The following is a 19,105-nucleotide window of genomic DNA, read 5'->3' on the forward strand; positions in this document are numbered from 1 at the left end:
ATCATGGTTCTATCACAGTTGCGCCCAGCGCTCGTTCTGTTTCTCCTTCTTTCTGCCCTCACCGGTCTGGCCTACCCTCTTGGGATGACCGCCCTGTCAGGCCTGATCCTGCCCGACAAGGCGGCGGGCAGCCTGATCCACGACAAGGGAAATATTGTCGGTTCTGCCCTGATCGGACAGAATTTCACCTCCCCGCGCTATTTCCACGGTCGCCCTTCGGCCACAATGGGGCCAGACCCAAAGGACCCCGGCAAAACAATCCCGATGCCCTATAATGGGGCGGCCTCTCTGGCTTCCAATGCCGGCCCGACATCACGGGCCCTCATCGAGCGCGTCACCCTGAGCGCTGCCGCTTTGCGTGCCGAAAACCCAGAGGCCATGGCACGGGGCTGGCATATCCCGATTGACCTTGTCACCACATCGGCCAGTGGCCTCGACCCTGACATCTCACCCGAGGCAGCGCTGTTTCAGGTCCTGCGCGTGGCAAAGGCACGGGGCCTTGATGAAGCGCGTATCCGTCACCTGGTTCTGCAGCAAACAAGCCAGCCCTTTCTGGGCTTTCTTGGTGAGCCCCATGTGAATGTTCTGGCACTCAACCGGGCGCTCGATAGAATGGACCAATAGCCGGTACAGCCTGCGCAGGTGCCAGATCGCGTTACCTGCGCAAGCCATGACAATCATCAGATCTATGAACAGGCGCAGCCGCCAGACCGGGCCAGGGAACGTGATGACGAGACAGGATTATGACCGCCCCGACCCTGACGCCCTGCTGCGTCAGGGCTGCGGCGAAAAACGCCGTGGACGGCTGAAAATCTTTCTCGGCGCAGCGCCAGGCGTCGGCAAGACATTCGAGATGCTGAGCAGCGCCCGGCATCTGATGCAGGAGGGGGCCGATCTGGCAATTGGCGTGGTGGAAACTCATGGCCGTGCTGAAACACAGGCGCTTGTCGAGGGCCTGCCTGTCATCGCGGCCGGTTCCGTCGCCTATCGCGGTCAGATCCTGCGCGAGATGGATCTTGATGCAATCCTGGCCCGGCGTCCCACTCTCGCCCTTGTCGATGAACTGGCGCACAGCAACGCACCTGGCTCGCGTCATCCCAAACGCTGGATGGATGTCGAGGAGCTGCTCAACGCGGGGATCGATGTTTTCACCACCGTCAATATCCAGCACCTTGAAAGCCTGAATGATATCGTAGCCTCGATCACCCGGGTGCGGGTGCGCGAGACCGTGCCCGACCATGTGATTGAAAGCGCCGATGAGCTCGAACTGGTTGATCTGACACCGGGCGACCTGCTGCAGCGCATGCGCGATGGAAAGATCTACGCCCCCCACACGGCAGGCCGGGCGCTGCTGCATTATTTCTCGCCCGGCAACCTGACTGCCCTGCGCGAACTGGCCTTGCGCCAGACGGCCCAGCAGGTGGACGCGCAGCTGGTCGATCACATGAAGGCCAACGCCATAGCGGGGCCCTGGGCGGCCGGTGAACGCGTGATGGTGTGTCTGACCCTGCAGGATGGTGATGCGGGTCTTGTGCGCTACGGCAAGAGACTGGCCGACCGGCTTCATGCGCCCTGGATCGTTCTGCATGTGGAAACCAGCCGCGACCTGACCGAGGAGGCCCGCGCACGCATGGCCTCACAGATGCATCTCGCGCAATCGCTCGGTGCAGAGACGGTAACTGTGCCCGGGCATGATATTGCCCTTGATGCCCTGGCCTATGCCCGCGCCCAGAATGTGACGCAGATTGTCGCGGCGCATCCGGCGGGCACGGGTTGGCTCGGTCGGCTGAGGCAGCTTATCGGTCGATCAACAACTGAACGGCTGATTCAGCGCTCGGAGAATTTTCCGGTTCATGTCGTACCCCGTTCAGGCGAGGCGATGGACCACCGGATCTACGAAAATCCTCCCCCACGTTTTTCGCCCTATCTGGCGAGCACGGCCATCGTCCTCTGTGCTCTGGGGCTGGCCCTGCTGCTTAGGCAGGGTTTCGAGGTCAGTAATGTGTCACTGGCTTTTCTGACCGCCATATTGGGGGTGGCCGTGGCCTACGGGCTCGGTCCTTCACTATGGGCATCCATTTTCGGCATGCTGTGCTTCAACTTCTTTTTCCTGCCGCCACTTTATACCCTGACCATTGCAGCCCCCGATAATGTCGTGGCGCTGTTCTTCTTTTTTGCCACGGCATTGATTGCAGGCAATCTGGGCGCCCGCGTGCGAAGTCAGGCTGTTGTGGCGCGCCACCGTGCAGAGATCACCCAGTCACTCTATCGTTTCAGCCGCACCATCACCGGCATGTCCACGCTCGACGACCTGCTCTGCTCTGTCACCCGGCAGATTGCGACCCTGCTCGATTGTCACGTCGTGCTTCTCATGCCCGATGGCGGCAGACTGGCCGTGCAGGCGCAATCGGATTCTGCCCATCCACCGGGAGAGGACGATCTTGCGGCGGCAAGCTGGGCCTGGAAGCATAGCCGTCTGGCCGGGCGCGGGTCTGACAGCCTTCCCGGCGTGCAATGGCTGTTCATTCCCCTGCGCACCGCACGTGGGCCCGTGGCTGTGATCGGCCTGTACCGCGAGAAGCAGGGCCAGTTGCTCGATGCCGAGCAGCAAGGCCTGCTGGACGCGCTGGCAGACCAGACGGCCTCGGCCATCGAGAGCCTGTTGTTAACCCGCGATCTCGACAGGGTAAGGCTGGAAGCCGAAACGGACAGGCTGCGCGGGGCCCTTCTGACCTCCATTTCCCATGATCTGCGCACGCCCCTCGCCTCCATTCTGGGAGCGGCATCAAGCCTGCGCGATTATGGCGAGGTACTGGGAGAGGAAGGAAGAGGCGAGCTTCTCTCGACCCTGACGGATGAGGCCGAACGCCTGAACCGCTTCGTGGGCAACCTGCTCGACATGACACGCATCGAGGCCGGTGCCCTCCCCCTGCGCCATGACAGTGTGGACTGTGCCGAGGTGGCGGCGACAGCCCTTGCTCGCGCGGCGAAACTGCTGGAGCATCATCATGTCACCCTTGATGCCGCATCGACCCTCCCCATGCTCGATCTCGATGCTGTGCTGCTGGAGCAATGTCTGTTCAATATCCTCGACAATGCAGCAAAATATACTCCCGCCGGAACTGCGATCACCCTGCGCCTCACCATGCGCCACTCAAGGCTCGTGATCGCGATTGAGGATGAAGGGCCGGGATTTGGTGATCGTGATCCAGCAGAGATTTTTGGCAAGTTCACCCGCTTTGCCGCTGCCGATACGGCCCGCGCAGGGACTGGCCTCGGCCTTGCCATTGCCCGTGGTTTTGTCGAGGCAATGGGCGGTGATATTCAGGCAGCAAACCGTACGGACAGGCACGGAGCGGTTTTTACCCTGCGCTTTCCGCTGCCAGCCTCACAGGCGATGCGCCAGATTGTGCACGACAGGATCGGCCTGGAAACCCGTGACGAAAGAAAGCCCCTGTGAGGAGTTGGCCCCCAACGAAAAGGTTTCCCTGCGGGGAATCCTGTCGCAGGGAGGGTCCAATGACCATTGATCGCGCCAAAGACACGGCCCCATGCCCTGTCCGATCCTGCCTGAAGAACCTGCCCCATGAGTGACCCGATCCTTCTCGTTGTTGACGATGAACCCGCCATTCGCAGGCTGCTGCGCACCACGCTGGCCAGTCAGTCATGGCGCGTGCTCGAAGCTGGAACAGGCGAAAACGCGCTGCGGGTGGTCAGTGAAACGCCGCCTGACCTTGTCCTGCTCGACCTGGGCCTGCCTGACCATGATGGGATCGAGATCCTGCGCAGGCTAAGGGCGCTGCATCCGGCCCTTCCGATCGTGATCCTTTCTGTGCGCGATGATGAGCGGGGCAAGGTAGCTGCTCTGGAAGCAGGCGCAGATGACTACGTGACCAAGCCGTTCAGCATGGCAGAACTCGTGGCCCGCCTGCGCAATGCGCTGCGTCATGCCCTGCAGCAACAGGGGACAACGCCCCTTTTCACCTCCGGTGATCTGTTGATCGATCTGGTGAAACGACAAATCTTCCGTGCCGGGACGGAGCTGAAACTCTCTCCCCGGGAATGGGATATTCTGCGAATGCTCGTGCGCTACGCCGGACGCGTTCTGACCCATCGCACCATCATGAGCGAGCTATGGGGTGCCAGCGGTGATGTGCAGCAATTGCGGGTCTATATCCGGCAGATACGACAGAAGATCGAAACCGACCCGGAACAGCCACGCCATATCATTACTGAGACTGGCATCGGCTACCGTCTGATTCAGACGGAGTAATCCAGGCGAAAAAAATGGGACACGTCAGATAGAGTCGCAGTCGAGACCCCGTTTCACACACGCTCAGATGTTTCGTGCAGCGGTGCGGCGCCTCCAGGCAGGAGCCTTGTGACGTGCTCACGCGTGACGGCCAAACCGCTATCCAATGCAACGCGGACGATCTGCGTGTAGCAGTCGTTCAGGCCGGCAACGTTTCTCTCAAGGCCCGAGCATAAAGTGCGCAGAGGGCCGCTGAATCGAGCCTTGCCTCAATGCTGTCGGCCCGGCTGGTCAGCAGGATGGGCACCTTGGCACCAAGCACGATACCGCCCGAACTCGCCTGCCCCAGAAAGCTGAGTGCCTTGACAACGATGTTCCCGGCTTCGAGGTCCGGTACAACGAGGATCTGGGCGCGGCCGGCGACAGGTGAGGTCAGCTTCTTGATGGAGGCTGCCTGCGGGTCCACCGCACCATCCATTGCAAGCGGACCATCAAGCACCGCCCCCGTTATCTCGCCGCGCTCGGCCATCTTGCTCAGGCAGGCGGCATCGAGCGTTCCCTGAATACGCGGATTGATGGTCTCCACAGCGGAAAGGATCGCCACACGCGGTGCGCCATAGCCAAGACCATGATGCAGGTCGATCGCATTCTGCACGATATGCTGCTTGGTTACGAGGTCGGGGGTAATATTGATGGCGGCATCGGTCACGAAAAGCGGGTCGGTGCGCCCCGCTACCGTGACCATGAACACATGGCTCATGCGCCGTGATGTTCGAAGGCCGCTCTCCTGTGCAACGACACCGTGCATCAATGTGTCCGTGTGCAGGCTGCCTTTGGCGAGGCCCTGGACCTCGCCTGCATGAACAAGGCCAATCGCGACCTGCACGGCACGCTCTGGTGTTTCGGCCTCGACAATCCGGCAGGACGCCACCGAAAGCCCAGCCTCCTGCGCCGCACTGTTGATAAGGGCAGGATCACCCACAAGAACCGGTTCCAGCACGCCATGTCGGGCCGCCTCAATGGCGCCGGCAAGGGCATGTCCCTCACAGGGCCAGACAATCGCATAAGGCACAGCACCCAACCCGGCCGCTTTGGCAATCATCGCGTCGAAAATCGTTCTGCGCGTGCAGGAGGCAGGGGAAAGTACTGTCGTCATCGCGCGACCTTCTTCCGGTTCGTTTGTCTGTCTGGTCTCAGGGGCGCAGGTTTGTGCGGTCACTGCACATCCTCCCAGTGCGGCAGGAAGCGCCTGCCATCACGTGAGGCCATGTCCTCATACAGGCGGTAGCGTTCAAGCGCGGCGGCCTGCGCCTGATGCAGCAGGTGCTCCGCCTGCTCCGGATTGGTTCGCGACAGGGTTTTGTAGCGCAGTTCGCGATAGGCATATTCCTCGAACGGCAGACGCGGGCGTGTTGAATCGAGCTGGAACGGGTTGAGCCCCTCCTTGCGCATGGCCGGGTCGAAACGGAAGAGCGGCCAGTATCCGCTGGCCACCGCCCTGGCCTGCTGCTTCATGCCGTCGCGCATGTCGATACCGTGGGCGATGCACTGCGAATAGGCAATGATCAGCGACGGACCGTCATGCGCCTCGGCCTCGCGTATGGCCGTCAGAGCCTGCTCGGGATTGGCCCCAAGCGCGATCTGAGCCACATACACATTGCCGTAGGAAACCGCTTGCAGACCCAGATCCTTGCGCGGCACGCGCTTGCCGGACGCGGCAAATTTCGCCGAGGCACCAAGCGGTGTGGCCTTGGAAGACTGCCCGCCCGTGTTGGAATACACCTCGGTATCCAGCACCAGGATATTGACGTTCCGGTCCTGAGCCAGAACATGATCGAGGCCACCATAGCCGATATCATAGGCCCAGCCATCACCACCAATGATCCATACCGAACGTTTGACAAGGTGATCGGCAACCGACAGCAGCATGACCGCCGATTTATCGGCAGAACCCTCGAGTTTTCCCTTCAGGGCTGCCACGCGGTCACGCTGGACGGCGTAGTCCCATTCATCTTCCTGCGGGGCATCGAGCAAGGCATCGGCAAGATCGGCACCGATCGTCTCACGCAGGCCCGCAACCAGATCGCGCGCCAGTTCGGTCTGCTTGTCGATGGCCAGCCTGAAGCCAAGGCCGAACTCGGCATTGTCCTCGAACAGAGAGTTCGACCACGCTACGCCACGGCCCTGCGCATTCGCCTTCCATGGATGGGCCGGCGTATTACCCGCAAAAATGGCAGAGCAGCCTGTCGCATTGGCAATCTGGAGACGATCGCCGAAAAGCTGCGAGACAAGCTTGAGATAGGGGGTTTCACCACACCCGGCACACGCCCCACTGAACTCGAAAAGCGGCTCGAAAAACTGTACGCCTCTTACTGTGGTCGGATTGACCTGATTGCGATCCATTTCCGGAATGGTTTCGAAAAAGCGCATGCTGGCCCGCTCACGGTCGAGCAGAGGCAGCTTTTCGGTCATGTTGATGGCGCGTTTCTGGGTCTGGGCATCAATTGAGGGGCAGTTATCCACGCACACGCCGCAACCGGTGCAGTCTTCGACATAAAGCTGAAGGGTGTAGCGCGTCTCGGGGTAACCACGGGCATTGACTGGCGCTGACCGGAAACCCGTAGGCGCCCCCTCCAGCCGGGCCTCGTCATAGGTCTTGGCACGTATCACGCTATGAGGGCACACAATGCTGCACTGCCCACACTGGATGCAGGAATCAGGCTCCCATACAGGGACTTCGATGGCAATATTGCGTTTCTCATAACGCGTCGTGCCACCGGGGAACGTGCCATCAACCGGCATGGCACTGACGGGTATCAGTTCGCCGCGCCCCGCCATGATCTCTGCTGTGACCCGGTGCACGAATTCCGGTGCTTCGGCGGGTACAATGGCCGGCATCGGGCGCGTTCCCTTCGCCTGCGCCGGGACGGATACCTCATGAAGGGCTGACAGGGCAGCATCAACCGCCTTGTTGTTGAGGGCGACGATTTTTTCGCCCTTCGCGCCGTAGGATTTGCGAATGAACGCCTTGATGGCGCTGATTGCCTCTGCTTCAGGCAGAACCTTTGCGAGATGGAAGAAGCAGGTTTGCAGCAGGGTGTTGATGCGTGGCCCAAGACCGATCTCAAGCGCGACACTGGACGCATCGATCACATAGAAGCGCAACTTCTTGGCGATGATCTGATCCTGAACCTTGCGCGGCAGACGCTCCCAGACCGTGTCCGGACCGAAAGGCGAATTCAGAAGGAAAATACCTCCGGGATTGGCGGCACCCAGAATGTCACGCCGAAACAGGAACTCGAATTTATGACATGCGACGAAATCCGCATGGCGGATCAGATAGGGCGCGTTGATGGGGCTGGTGCCGAAACGCAGATGCGAAGCTGTCTCTGCGCCCGATTTATGGGAGTCGTAATCGAAATAGGCTTGGGCATAATGCCCGTCGATTTCACCGATGATCTCAACGCTGTTCTTGTTGGCGCCTACCGTGCCATCCGCGCCTAGCCCATAGAACAGACAACGCGTTATATTTCCGGGCTCGATATCGATAGCCTCGTCGAATTCGAGACTCAGATTCGTCACATCATCGATGAGACCGACCGTAAAGACGGGGCTCGGGTCGGGCTTTGCCAGCTCGTCATAAACCGCCTTGACCATACCGGGGTGGAAATCGCGTGACGACAGGCCATAACGTCCGCCAATGACACGCGGCATATGAGGGAATTTCCCCGTAGCCACCGCTTCGGCCAATACACCCACGATATCCGCATGAAGCGGCTCCATCGGTGCCCCCGGCTCCTTGGTGCGATCCAGCACCGCAATGCGCTCCACTGTCGGCGGCAACGCTGCAAGAAAGGCCGCAGCGTCGAAAGGCCGGTAAAGGAGTACCTGAATGGCCCCCCGTTTCTCCTCAGGGTCACGTTCGTTCATCCATCGCATGGTTTCGCGCACCACTTCGGCACCCGACCCCATCGCGATGATGACATGGCGCGCATCCTGCGGGCCGTCATAACGGAACAACCCGTACTGACGCCCGGTCAGAGCGGCGAAGCGGTCCATGGCAGACTGCACGAGAGAAGGCGTGCGCAGATAATAGGTGTTTACCGCTTCACGCGTCTGGAAATACGTGTCCGGGTTCTGCCAAGTGCCACGAATGAACGGATTATCCGGCGTCAGCGCGCGGGCACGATGCGCGTGCACGAGCGTCTCGTCGATCATCGACCGGATCTGGTCATCAGGAACCAGTTTCAGCGAATTGTATTCGTGAGAGGTCCGAAAACCATCCGTGAAATGGATAAATGGCACGCGTGAAGCGAGCGTGGCGGCCTGGGCGATAATTGCCAGATCATGTGCTTCCTGCACCGAGGCTGCACCCAGCTGGGCAAAACCTGTCTGGCGAACGGCCATCAGATCCTGATGATCGCCAAAAATAGACGACGCCCCGGCTGCAAGGGCGCGGGCTGCCACGTACACCACGGTCGATGTCAATTCGCCCGCAATCTTGTACAGATTGGGGATCATCAACAGCAGACCCTGCGAGGCCGTGAAAGTGGTTGTCAGCGCACCGCTTTGCAAGGCGCCGTGCACACAGCCTGCCGCACCGCCCTCGGCCTGCATTTCCTGCACGATAGGCACATTGCCCCAGAGATTTTTCAGCCCTTCACTGGCCCAGCTATCGGCTGTCTCGGCCATAGGTGAGGAAGGCGTAATAGGGTAGATCGCGCAGATCTCGTTCACGCGATATGCGACGTGAACAACAGCAGAATTCCCGTCCAGAGTGGTCATTTCACCAGGTTGGGGCTTGCCGGATTGCGGGGCGGTGTTTGCGTTATGGCTCATCGTCTTGTTCTCTTTTCCCGCCTTCAGGCGCGCACCACGAAGCGCTGCGGCGTCAGGGTGACCGCGGCCTCCGCGCAATCGGCATCATTGTGTTCTGGCGTCATCACGATGGCATGGCACGGGCATTGTCCGGCGCAATCGCCACAGCCGGTGCACAAGGTCTCGTCCACTGCATAGCCCCTGCCCGGCCCCAGTCGGGTGATGGCCTGCTCGGAGCAGGCAGCAAAACAATTGTCGCACTCGAAACAGTTACCGCATGACAGGCAGCGACCCGCCTCATGACGCGCCTGCGTCTCGTTCAGCCCCGCAATGATCTCCTCAAACCCCGTGCGGAGCGACGTGGGCAATTCGGCGCCCTCCTCGCGCACGACCATCATTAGAGCAGGCATGTGGAGCATGTCGAAGGTCACGATCTCGGCCGGCGCGTCAGGCACGGATTTTTCCTCCCGCAGATAGGCATCAATCGCCCGGGCGGCCTTCTTGCCGTGGCCGGTCGCGGTGGTCATGGTGCGTGCTCCTCGCACACAATCGCCACCGGCAAACACGCCGCGTGCGCCCGTCATGAAAGACGGATCGATCTCCAGCCTCTCGCCCTTGTCGATTGTGATATCGCTCATGTCAGAGCAGAGCGAAAAGTCACTATGCTGGCCAATCGCAAGAATGACGCTGTCAGCTACCAGCCTCTCTCTATCCGGCGCACAGCCATCCGCTGGCGGACGTATGGCACCGGTCTGCGGATCGAGTTCAACATGCTCGATCTCGACACCATCATGTCCATAACGGGTCACGACGCTGCAATAGCGTATGGTGACACCTTCTGCCTCGGCGGCCTCGCGCTCTTCTGGCAGGGCGCTCATATGGGCCTCGTCCCGTCGATAGACCATAAAGACCTTCTCTGCGCCGAGACGGCGTGCCGTACGGGCGGCATCCATGGCGACGTTGCCACCACCAACCACCACCACAGTACGGCCAAGCTCGGGCCGCTTTCCTTCACGCACGGCATGGAGGAGGTCGATCGCCTCGACAGGCTGATATCCCGCCTCGGTGGCCAGCGGCATGGTCAGGGCGCGCGCCGCGCCAACGCCCAGAAAGACAGCATCAAAAGCGCCTTCTTTCATGGTCTGGGCGAGATCCGTCACAGGCGCATTGCAGTGCAGACTCACGCCCGGCATTGATAGAACGTTACCCATTTCGCGTTCGAGGATATCCATCGGCAGGCGATACGCCGGAATACCATAGGCCAGCATGCCTCCCGCATGAGCCGAGGCCTCGCGTATCTCAACCTGATGACCCTTCCTTGCCAGATGATAGGCACAGGACAGACCCGCAGGCCCCGAACCGACAACGAGCACTTTCTTACCCGTGGCAGGCTTACAGGCGACCCTCCAGTTTTTCTCGGCGGCCATATCACCCAGAAACCGCTCGACCTCATGGATCGCCACAGCGTCATCCATCTCGGCGCGGTTACAGCTGCTTTCACAAGGGTGATAACAGGCACGACCGTGAATGGCGGGAAACGGGTTCTCCGTTTTAAGCAGATGCCAGGCGGCCTCATACTCACCAGCCTGAGCCAGAGCGAGCCAACCCTGGATATTCTCCCCAGCAGGACAGGCGTGGTTGCAAGGTGGCATGAGCGACACGTAATCCGGACGGCGCGATCGTACGCTTCCCACTCCGACACGCGTGCCAACATGCAGGGCCCGATTGAGTTCACGCAGCTTGAGCGCCATGGAAGAACCTCATTCTCTCTTCCGGCCAGACTGATCCGAATGACCGCATGGCTCGGGGGAATATCCTGACTGGGAGAGGAACAAGATAATCACCCCCTCTTGCTCAGGTTACCGAGCGCTAACCCGGCGAGGGGCAACCGTCATTGAGGCACATCAATCCTTCAGCGGTTTATTGGAATAATCAACATCAATCATGAGTATTCTCTGTGATTTACAAGAAACCACTACAGTTCCCAAGAAAATTAAAAATATTCATCAAGTTTTATTGTGAGCCACCCCCTCGGGAACATACTTCACACCGACCGCACAGCCTCCATATTAGGCTTATTCGTTCGATAAGCGCTTCCCGAAAAACGATAAGAACAATCATAACGGAGTTGCCCTCATGAGCACGGTACAAGACAACACAAAGCCGCTTGCCGGAATCAAGGTCATCGATTTCGGCGGTGTGCAATCGGTCCCTTCGGCCGCCCAGCTTCTGGCCTGGTACGGTGCCGATGTCATCAAGGTTGAGCGGACCGGCGTGGGCGATGTGACCCGCCGTCAGCTGCGCGACATCCCGGATGCCGACGCGCTCTATTTCACCATGCTAAACAGCAACAAGCGCTCGATCGAGCTCAACACGAAAACCCCCGAAGGACGTGAGGTTTTCGAGAAGCTCCTCAAATGGGCCGACATCCTGCTTGAGAATTTCCGCCCTGGCGCCATGGATCGCATGGGTTTTGGCTGGGACGTCCTGCATCAGCTCAACCCGCGCCTGATTTACGGCACGGTAAAGGGTTTTGGCGACGCCTCTCCCTGGTCGCATATCAGTGCCTATGAAAACGTCGCACAATGCGCCGGTGGTTCGGCCTCGACTACGGGTTACTGGAATGGCGCGCCGCATGTGGATGGTCAGGCGCCCGGCAATTCGAATGGCCCGCTCATTTCAGCCGCGGCGCTCGGTGACAGCAACACAGGCAATCACCTGCTGATCGGCGTTCTGACGGCCCTGTTTGCCCGCGAGCGCAGCGGAAAAGGCCAGAAAATCAGCGTTTCGATGCAGGATTCCGTACTGAATCTGTGCCGTGTCAAGCTGCGCGACCAGCAGCGTCTGGAGCGCGTGGGTTATCTGGAAGAATACCCGCAATACCCGGACGGAAAATTCGGCGACACGGTGCCACGCGGTGCCAATGCAGGCGGTGGTGGCCAGCCCGGCTGGATCCTGAAATGCAAAGGCTGGGAGACGGACGAGAACGCGTATATCTACTGCACCGTGCAGGAGCAGAACTGGGGGCCGACATGCGAGGCCATCGGCAAGCCTGAATGGGCCACCGACCCGCATTATTGCACGACCAAGGCACGTGAGACCCACATGTTCGAGATCTTCGCTGCCATCGAGGCCTCGCTTGCCGACAAGGATAAATACCAGGCCGTAGCCCATCTCTCGAAATTCCGTGTGCCCTGCGCGCCCGTTCTGTCGATGAAGGAAATTGCCGAGTCCAAGGACCTGCGTGACGCCGGCACGATTGTCGAGGTCGAGCAGCCGGTCCGTGGATCGTTCCTGACCATCAATCCGATCAAGTTCAGCGACTTCACTCCGGAAATCACCGCTGCCCCGCTGCTTGGTCAGCATACGGATGAGATCCTTGCCGAGTTCGGTTATTCGGCAGACCAGATTGCCGATCTACGCTTGAAGAAGATCGTCTGCGCCTGACAGACCCACCGGAATGTCCTGAAAAAACATTCCGGTCCTGTCCCCCCAGGAATACCAAGCCCTTCCTGCGCCGCCACCTTTCAGGACGGCACAGGGAAAAGGAGTTAGTCATGGCAGACGCCCCTTCGGCCGCCAACACATCGGCACCCGTACAATCTCCCCTCGCGTCCAGCACGGACGGCTTTCATCTCGTCATTGAAGCCCTGCAGCGCAACGATCTGAACACGCTCTATGGCGTTGTTGGCATCCCCATCACGGATCTTGCGCGCCTCGCCCAGGAGAAGGGGATGCGCTTCATCAGTTTCCGAAGCGAGCAGCCCGCCGCTCATGCGGCATCCATCTCGGGCTATCTTACCCGCAAGCCCGGGCTCTGCCTGACAACCTCTGCCCCCGGCTTTCTCAACGCCCTTCCTGCCCTCGCCAATGCCACCACCAATGGCTATCCGATGATCCTCATAAGCGGGTCTAGCGATCGTGCGATCGTTGACCTGCAGCAGGGTGATTACGAGGAACTCGATCAGCTTGCTGCCGCCCGCCCCTTCGCCAAGGCCGCCTATCGCGTCAACCGTGCGGCCGATATCGGTATCGGGGTAGCACGCGCCATACGTGCCGCGCTTTCAGGAAAACCGGGCGGTGTCTATCTCGACCTCCCGGCCGCTGTCCTGAGCGAAACGCTCGATTTAAAAGCGGGCCAGGACTCCCTGATCACGGTTGTGGCTCCGGAATCAGCCCTGCCACCCTGCCCCGATGCGATCGCCCGTGCGGTTTCGCTTCTGAAGCAGGCACGCAAGCCCCTCATCGTACTCGGCAAGGGCGCAGCCTATGCCCAGGCTGAGGGGGCCATACAAGATCTCGTTGAAAGCACCTCCATCCCATTTCTTCCCATGTCGATGGCCAAGGGGCTATTGCCCGATACCCACCCTGCCTCTGCCGCCACGGCGCGCTCGCTGGTGCTGGGACAAGCCGATGTGGTGGTGCTGGTGGGCGCACGCCTCAACTGGATGCTTGGCCACGGCAAGCCGCCGCAATGGTCGCCTGACGCACGCTTCATCCAGATCGACATCAACCCAGAGGAATTTGACAGCAACCGCCCCATTGCCGCCCCGCTGGCCGGTGAGCTTGGCCTGACGGTGCAGGCCTTGGCCACCGCACTGAAGCAGGAGAAAATCTGCGCGCCGTCGGAATGGCTGGCTGCGATTGCGGCCAAGCGTGACATCAACACGCAGAAAATGACCGAACGTCTGGCCAACAAGACCGCGCCGATGAACTTCTACACGGCGATTGGCACCATCAAGACGAGCCTAGAGGGGCGCGACATCGTGCTGGTGAACGAGGGGGCCAACACGCTCGATATTACCCGCAACGTGATTGATATGGACAAACCGCGCCGCCGCCTCGACCCCGGCAGCTGGGGAACGATGGGCGTCGGGCTGGGTTATGCCATCGGTGCTGCCATCACCACGGGCAAGCCGGTTGTTGCCATAGAGGGTGACAGCGCTTTTGGCTTCAGTGGCATGGAGGTCGAAACGATCTGCCGCTATCGCCTGCCCGTTGTGATGATCATTCTCAATAATGGTGGCATTTATCGTGGCGATGACATCAACCGCAGCGGGGGCACGGATCCGGGTGTAACGGTGCTGGAGGCCAATGGTCATTACGAGAAGATCATCGAAGCCTTCGGTGGCAAGGGATATTACGTGACTGATCACGAGGCACTCTCGCAGGCGCTGGAGAACGCGCTGGCCTGCGGTGGTCCTGCCATGATCACAGCCTCTATCGACCCGCATGTCGGTACGGAAAGCGGCCATCTGAGCAAGCTCAACCCCAAAGCCGGTCCAAAGTGAGGCAGCTCCATGGCTGAGAATACTCAACCCAACACACAGGATGCTGCCGCAGGTTCTACAAAGGCACCCGTGACGGCATCCCGCCCCTCAACCGGCCCTTTCGAGGGGCTGCTGGCCATTGACCTGACCCACGTGCTGAACGGCCCGTTCGGCACGACCATCCTGACCGATCTAGGTGCGCGTACGATCAAGGTGGAGGCGCCGGGTCATGGTGATGATACGCGCACCTATGGCCCTTATGTCGGTGATCGTTCGCTGTATTTCTCTTTTGTCAATCGTGGCAAGGAGAGCATCGTTCTCAACCTCAAGGATGAGAATGATCGGGGCGTTTTCCTCGAAATGGTCAAGCGCGCCGATATTCTATGCGAAAACTACCGCCCGGGTGTGATGGACCGTCTCGGCTTCTCCTATGAGACACTCTCTGCCCTCAACCCCAGACTGATCTACGCCTCATCATCAGGATTTGGGCATACCGGGCCACTCGCCCATTATCCGGCCTATGACACGATCGTGCAGGCCATGAGCGGCATGATGGAGGCGACAGGGTTTCCTGATGGTCCTCCCACGCGGGTCGGCGGAACGTCGCTGTCTGACCTGTGTGGCGGCACGTTCATGTTCTGCGGCATTGCCAGCGCACTCTACGCGAGGGAACGCACCGGCAAAGGAGCGCATGTCGATGTATCCATGTTCGATGGCACGTTCGCGTTCCTGCAACATGCGCTCATGACATGGTCGGCCACGGGCGCTGCCGGGCCACGTATCGGCAATCGCCACCCATCCATGGCACCGTTCGATGTCTACCGCACACGCGACAGCCATATCGTGATCTGCTGCGGCAATAACCATCTGTTTGGCGCCCTCTGCCAGACGCTCGGCATCAAGGCTCTCACAGCGGACCCGCGCTTTCTGAACAACAGCGACCGTATGAATAATCTCGATGCGCTCAAGGAGGCCATCGAGGGGGCTTTAACTCAGCGTGACGCATCTTACTGGCTCGAGGCTATCGAAAAGGCTGGCGTCCCTGTTGGCCCCATGCTGAATGTTGCAGAAGCCGCAGCTCTGCCACAGACCGCCGCCAGAAACATGGTGATTGATGCCGGGGGACTGAAAATGCCGGGCAACCCGGTGAAGATCAGCGGCTATGACGATCCGCTGACACGCCCCGGTGCGCCAAGGCTCGATGAACATGGCGCAGCCCTGCGCGCGGAGTTCGCCCCCGGTCAGCCATCATGACCACCACAAACGTGACAGTATCCATACCGGCCGCGCAGGAGGATTCTCTTGCCACCCTACTGCGGCGCGTCTTCTGCCTGACCTTCGTTGTGGCTGTGGTGGAAGTCACGACCTATATCGATGTCGGCGGCATCTACCCTGGCATCATGACGGGTAATACCGTGCAGCTTGGCCGCGCTGTGGCACTGCATCACTGGTCGAATGCAGGATCAATCGGCACGGCAGTGGGCCTGTTTTTTCTCGGCTGTATCGGGGCAAGCCTGATCAAGAAATTCCTCAGCTGGCCCTATTGGGGCCTCCTGATCATGGCCGCCATTCTCTTCATCGTCAGTTTCGTCCGGCTTTCCCCCGGGTTGCGCCTGCCGGTCGAGTTGCCTCTCGTCGCGCTGGCGCTGGGCATTCAGGGTGAGACATTGGCCAAATTTGGCGGGGTGTCGCTCCAGACGATTGTGGTGACAAACAACATCGTCAAATTTTCCGAGGCTTTCACCGGGCGCTACCTTCTGCTCTGGCTTGGCTACGTGAAATCTGACGGCAAGAGACCTGCATTGAAGGAAGTGGCTCTGCCTGCCTGTTCCTGGCTAACCTACGCTTTGTCGGCAATGCTGGGGGCCTGGCTGGGACAGTTCACCAATCTTGTGCTGTTCCTCACCACGATCATGCTGGTCCTGACAGTATGGGACCTGCATCGGGACTACAAAACGAGCTCATTTGAGAAAACGTCATGAATACAGCGCAGGACACACAAGGTTTCGGCTTCGGTCGTCTTCGTGACAACAAGGCGCTCAATCGCTTCGAGTGGTTAGAAGCGGGCGAGACCAGTATTGTCAGTTATCATCACGACGGCTCTGTTCTGGTCCTGGATCACAGTTCCGTTCCTGAGGCTTTGGCCGGCAGGGGTATTGGCTCGCGGCTCGTCAGGGCCGTGCTCGATCATCTCCTGACGACAGATCAGAAGATTGCCGTGCGCTGCGATTTCATCAATCGCGTCATAAATCGCCATGCGGCTTATCAGGCGCTTCTGCAGCGTTAAGCCGCGCCACCCGATGGCAGAAGGACTGAGATAAAGGGAGCCTTGATGCATCCACAACGAGAATGGGGATCATAAATAATAATTCCAGAAATCGTTTATTCTGTTAATAAGATTGCGCCCCTATCGAGGGTATAAAATTCAATAACAAGAATAAACAAGGCGAACTCAAGGTGAGCGAGCGTTTCAAGACTGCCCTCCGTCTCTCTCTGCTCGGCATGAGTGTTAGTACAAGCCTGACGCCCGTTGCGGCCCGGGCCTCGACAGACGATGATGAACTCGCCTTGATCAAGGCGCAGATCCGCGATCTGGAAAACCGCGTCGTGAAGATAGAGCAACGCCGACAGGCCCGATCAGTCGGCAAACAGGGGGGAAGCCGCACGAGCCACCCCATACGCCAGGATAGCGCCTCCAGAGGCTCTAATCAGACCGCCTCCGCTCAAGCTGCAGGACCCATCGGTGCATCGCATGCCGTGAAAGCACCGCAGGCTGATACAGTCGTGATCAGGTCCGGTGTACCAGATACGCGCCTTGCCCAGGCCACATCACCATCGGGTCGCGCCGCGGTGACCGAACCGACCAGCGCACCAGGGAGCGCATCGGGGAGCGCCGGGTCCGCCATCGATCTGAGCTCATCGAGTCCTCTCGCCATCACCCAGACCTCCGTCGATCATCTCCCGCCTGTTTTCAGCATCGGCAATATTTCGGTGCGTCTCGGCGGTTTTATCGATATGTCCAATATCTGGCGTGACTCTACGATCACCAGCGGTCCCGCCACGGCATGGAATAACTTCCCCTATGCCAACAGCCCCAATCACGGCCTGAGTGAGGAGCGCCTCTCGGCCCAGCTCACGCGTCTTTCTACTCTTCTGGAAGCCAATCCCACCAGGGATATCCGCCTGCAAGCCTATATCGAGTCCGATCTTGGTGGGGCGGCAGGGACGACCAACTCTGTACAGATCAGCGGCTATACGCCAAGGCTAAGGCAGGGATATTTCACTTTTACAAAGAAGGATTGGGGTTTCCATGTCCTCATGGGACAGGCATGGAGTCTCTCGACAAACTACGCCAAGGGCGTCACCCCGCGCAGCGAACAATTGCCTGCCGTGACAGACAACAACCAGATACCGGGCATCACCTTCCTGCGCGTGCCTCAAATCCGTATCGGCAAGGATTGGGGGAACAAATACTGGCTGGCTGTCTCGGTTGAAGACCCTCAGGCGACCATTGCCTATTCGGCCGATCTGGCGTCGGGTGGTCGCTTGCCAGCGCTCAGGGGCTACACACAGGGGCCGCGCGTTTTCTATCAGAATACGGGCGGATTACTGCTCAACCCGAGTGCTGAATATACCGATAATCCGATCCCTGATGTCATCGTCAAGGGAGCCGTTGATACCAATCTTGGGCATTACGAGGTTTTCGGCCTCGGCCGCTGGTTCCGTTCCGTCATCCAGTCTCCTGAAGCCGCTCACAGCCACAAGGATACGAAATTCGGAGGCGGTGTGGGTGCCGGAATGACCACATCTCTGTTTACGCCGGGCCTTCAGTTGACGGGGAATGTCATCGCGGGTCAGGGTATCGGTCGCTATGGCGCGTCCCAGCTTCCCGATGTCACCTTCAACGGTCAGGGCGGTCTCTCGCCCATCCCTCAGATCCGTGGGGCGCTCGGCCTGATCGGCCATCCAGATCCGTCTGTGCTGGTGTATCTCTATGGCGGTGTCGAGGCCAGCAGCAAGAGAAGCTATATCGCCGCCGACGGCATGCAATATGGCTATGGCGTAAATGACCATAATCTCGCTGGCTGCTCCATCGAGTTCGGAACCTGCACGGCCCAGACCCGTACCCTGGCCTCCATGACGGCAGGGGGCTGGTGGCATTTCCTCGATGGCACTTACGGAAGCCTCATGGGAGGCGTGCAATATACCTATATCCGCAAATTTGCCTTTCGTGGATCGGATGGCAAGGGCGGCTCGGTCTATCCAACCACATTCGGTAATACCGTATACGTCACGTTCCGGTATCTGCCTTTCCAGTAAGCTCTGCCGCAACGCCTGCCTTTGCAAATGGCGAGGGCAGACTGGCTTTTCTCGGGAAAACGGGCCCTGCCTTACGGAACTTCGGTCGTCGCCAGCATGGTCTCGCTCGCCTTGTTGCGTCCGGAGAAAAGACGCTTGACCCGCCCTTCTGACAGCTGGCACGGCGAGCGCTCGCCCGGGAAAAGCCGCCTCGTTGCCGTAGCACATCAGGAAGCGTCGGCATCGGTAATGCCGATCTGGCCTTAAGGCCAGATCGGCGGCCATGACCAGGCGACATGTCTCCATAGTGATGGTGTCCAGCCACACAGAGGAGACAACCGGCCGTGACCAGATCCGATACTACACCAATGACTGCTGTCCTCGTCGCCATCGATGTCGCCAAATCCCGCAATGAGGTCCTGATCGAAATGCCTGGCAGTCGGCGACGACGGCGTCTGACCGTGGC

12 protein-coding genes are annotated in these 19,105 nt (G+C 59.7%); 9 read left to right on the plus strand and 3 right to left on the minus strand.

What is annotated here, in order from left to right; translation table 11 throughout:
* Nucleotides 1-3: 3 nt before the first annotated feature.
* From kdpC to ED655_RS13315, 3 genes are all read left to right on the plus strand, one after another.
* A complete protein-coding gene (gene kdpC, locus ED655_RS13305) occupies nt 4-624 on the plus strand; it encodes a potassium-transporting ATPase subunit KdpC (protein ID WP_122050573.1) in 621 nt (206 codons plus the stop codon).
* A 103-nt stretch (nt 625-727) separates the two neighbouring features.
* A complete protein-coding gene (locus ED655_RS13310) occupies nt 728-3,460 on the plus strand; it encodes a sensor histidine kinase (protein ID WP_122050590.1) in 2,733 nt (910 codons plus the stop codon).
* A gap of 126 nt (nt 3,461-3,586) precedes the next feature.
* Nucleotides 3,587-4,273: a response regulator gene (locus ED655_RS13315; RefSeq protein WP_122050574.1), complete on the plus strand. Its 687-nt coding sequence runs from the start codon at nt 3,587-3,589 to the stop codon at nt 4,271-4,273.
* A 178-nt stretch (nt 4,274-4,451) separates the two neighbouring features.
* On the opposite strand, the gene ED655_RS13320 is transcribed toward ED655_RS13315, so the two are convergent.
* From ED655_RS13320 to ED655_RS13330, 3 genes are read right to left on the minus strand one after another with little or no spacing between them, the layout of a single operon-like run.
* Entirely contained in the window at nt 4,452-5,408 is a 957-nt protein-coding gene (locus ED655_RS13320) for a bifunctional enoyl-CoA hydratase/phosphate acetyltransferase (RefSeq protein ID WP_122050575.1), read from the minus strand.
* A gap of 59 nt (nt 5,409-5,467) precedes the next feature.
* The gene (gene nifJ, locus ED655_RS13325) at nt 5,468-9,091 is read right to left on the minus strand and encodes a pyruvate:ferredoxin (flavodoxin) oxidoreductase (protein WP_122050591.1); all 3,624 of its coding nucleotides are present in this window, start codon (nt 9,089-9,091) and stop codon (nt 5,468-5,470) included.
* A 23-nt stretch (nt 9,092-9,114) separates the two neighbouring features.
* Nucleotides 9,115-10,821 carry an NAD(P)-binding protein gene (locus ED655_RS13330; RefSeq protein WP_122050576.1) on the minus strand — a complete coding sequence of 569 codons (1,707 nt, stop codon included), beginning with the start codon at nt 10,819-10,821 and terminating at the stop codon, nt 9,115-9,117.
* 385 nt (nt 10,822-11,206) lie between these two features.
* Between ED655_RS13330 and frc the strand changes: the two genes are divergently transcribed.
* The 6 genes from frc to ED655_RS13360 all read left to right on the plus strand — a co-directional run bounded on the left by frc (nt 11,207) and on the right by ED655_RS13360 (nt 18,660).
* Nucleotides 11,207-12,517 carry a formyl-CoA transferase gene (gene frc / locus ED655_RS13335; RefSeq protein ID WP_122050577.1) on the plus strand — a complete coding sequence of 437 codons (1,311 nt, stop codon included), beginning with the start codon at nt 11,207-11,209 and terminating at the stop codon, nt 12,515-12,517.
* Nucleotides 12,518-12,627: 110 nt separating this feature from the next.
* Nucleotides 12,628-14,361: an oxalyl-CoA decarboxylase gene (gene oxc, locus ED655_RS13340; RefSeq protein WP_122050578.1), complete on the plus strand. Its 1,734-nt coding sequence runs from the start codon at nt 12,628-12,630 to the stop codon at nt 14,359-14,361.
* 9 nt (nt 14,362-14,370) lie between these two features.
* A complete protein-coding gene (yfdE, locus tag ED655_RS13345; protein ID WP_122050579.1) occupies nt 14,371-15,594 on the plus strand; it encodes a CoA:oxalate CoA-transferase in 1,224 nt (407 codons plus the stop codon).
* Nucleotides 15,591-16,322 (plus strand): YoaK family protein, encoded by a 732-nt coding sequence (locus ED655_RS13350; RefSeq protein ID WP_122050580.1) that lies wholly within the window; start codon nt 15,591-15,593, stop codon nt 16,320-16,322. The genes yfdE and ED655_RS13350 overlap by 4 nt, the downstream gene beginning before the upstream one ends.
* Nucleotides 16,319-16,627, plus strand: coding sequence for a GNAT family N-acetyltransferase (locus ED655_RS13355; protein ID WP_122050581.1), 309 nt, complete (start codon nt 16,319-16,321; stop codon nt 16,625-16,627). The genes ED655_RS13350 and ED655_RS13355 overlap by 4 nt, the downstream gene beginning before the upstream one ends.
* Before the next feature lie 215 nt (nt 16,628-16,842).
* Complete coding sequence (locus ED655_RS13360; RefSeq protein ID WP_122050592.1) at nt 16,843-18,660, plus strand: hypothetical protein; 1,818 nt, start codon at nt 16,843-16,845, stop codon at nt 18,658-18,660.
* Nucleotides 18,661-19,105: the final 445 nt, after the last annotated feature.

Source organism: Asaia bogorensis, assembly GCF_900465345.1.
GTDB classification, from domain to species: domain Bacteria; phylum Pseudomonadota; class Alphaproteobacteria; order Acetobacterales; family Acetobacteraceae; genus Asaia; species Asaia bogorensis_A.

Coding starts and splice junctions, on each gene's coding strand:
- ED655_RS13320 (WP_122050575.1), bottom strand. CDS start 5,408: ATGACGACAGTACTTTCCCCTGCCTCCTGCACGCGCAGAACGATTTTC.
- ED655_RS13355 (WP_122050581.1), top strand. CDS start 16,319: ATGAATACAGCGCAGGACACACAAGGTTTCGGCTTCGGTCGTCTTCGT.
- nifJ (WP_122050591.1), bottom strand. CDS start 9,091: ATGAGCCATAACGCAAACACCGCCCCGCAATCCGGCAAGCCCCAACCT.
- oxc (WP_122050578.1), top strand. CDS start 12,628: ATGGCAGACGCCCCTTCGGCCGCCAACACATCGGCACCCGTACAATCT.
- ED655_RS13315 (WP_122050574.1), top strand. CDS start 3,587: ATGAGTGACCCGATCCTTCTCGTTGTTGACGATGAACCCGCCATTCGC.
- ED655_RS13350 (WP_122050580.1), top strand. CDS start 15,591: ATGACCACCACAAACGTGACAGTATCCATACCGGCCGCGCAGGAGGAT.
- ED655_RS13360 (WP_122050592.1), top strand. CDS start 16,843: ATGAGTGTTAGTACAAGCCTGACGCCCGTTGCGGCCCGGGCCTCGACA.
- kdpC (WP_122050573.1), top strand. CDS start 4: ATGGTTCTATCACAGTTGCGCCCAGCGCTCGTTCTGTTTCTCCTTCTT.
- ED655_RS13310 (WP_122050590.1), top strand. CDS start 728: ATGACGAGACAGGATTATGACCGCCCCGACCCTGACGCCCTGCTGCGT.
- yfdE (WP_122050579.1), top strand. CDS start 14,371: ATGGCTGAGAATACTCAACCCAACACACAGGATGCTGCCGCAGGTTCT.
- ED655_RS13330 (WP_122050576.1), bottom strand. CDS start 10,821: ATGGCGCTCAAGCTGCGTGAACTCAATCGGGCCCTGCATGTTGGCACG.
- frc (WP_122050577.1), top strand. CDS start 11,207: ATGAGCACGGTACAAGACAACACAAAGCCGCTTGCCGGAATCAAGGTC.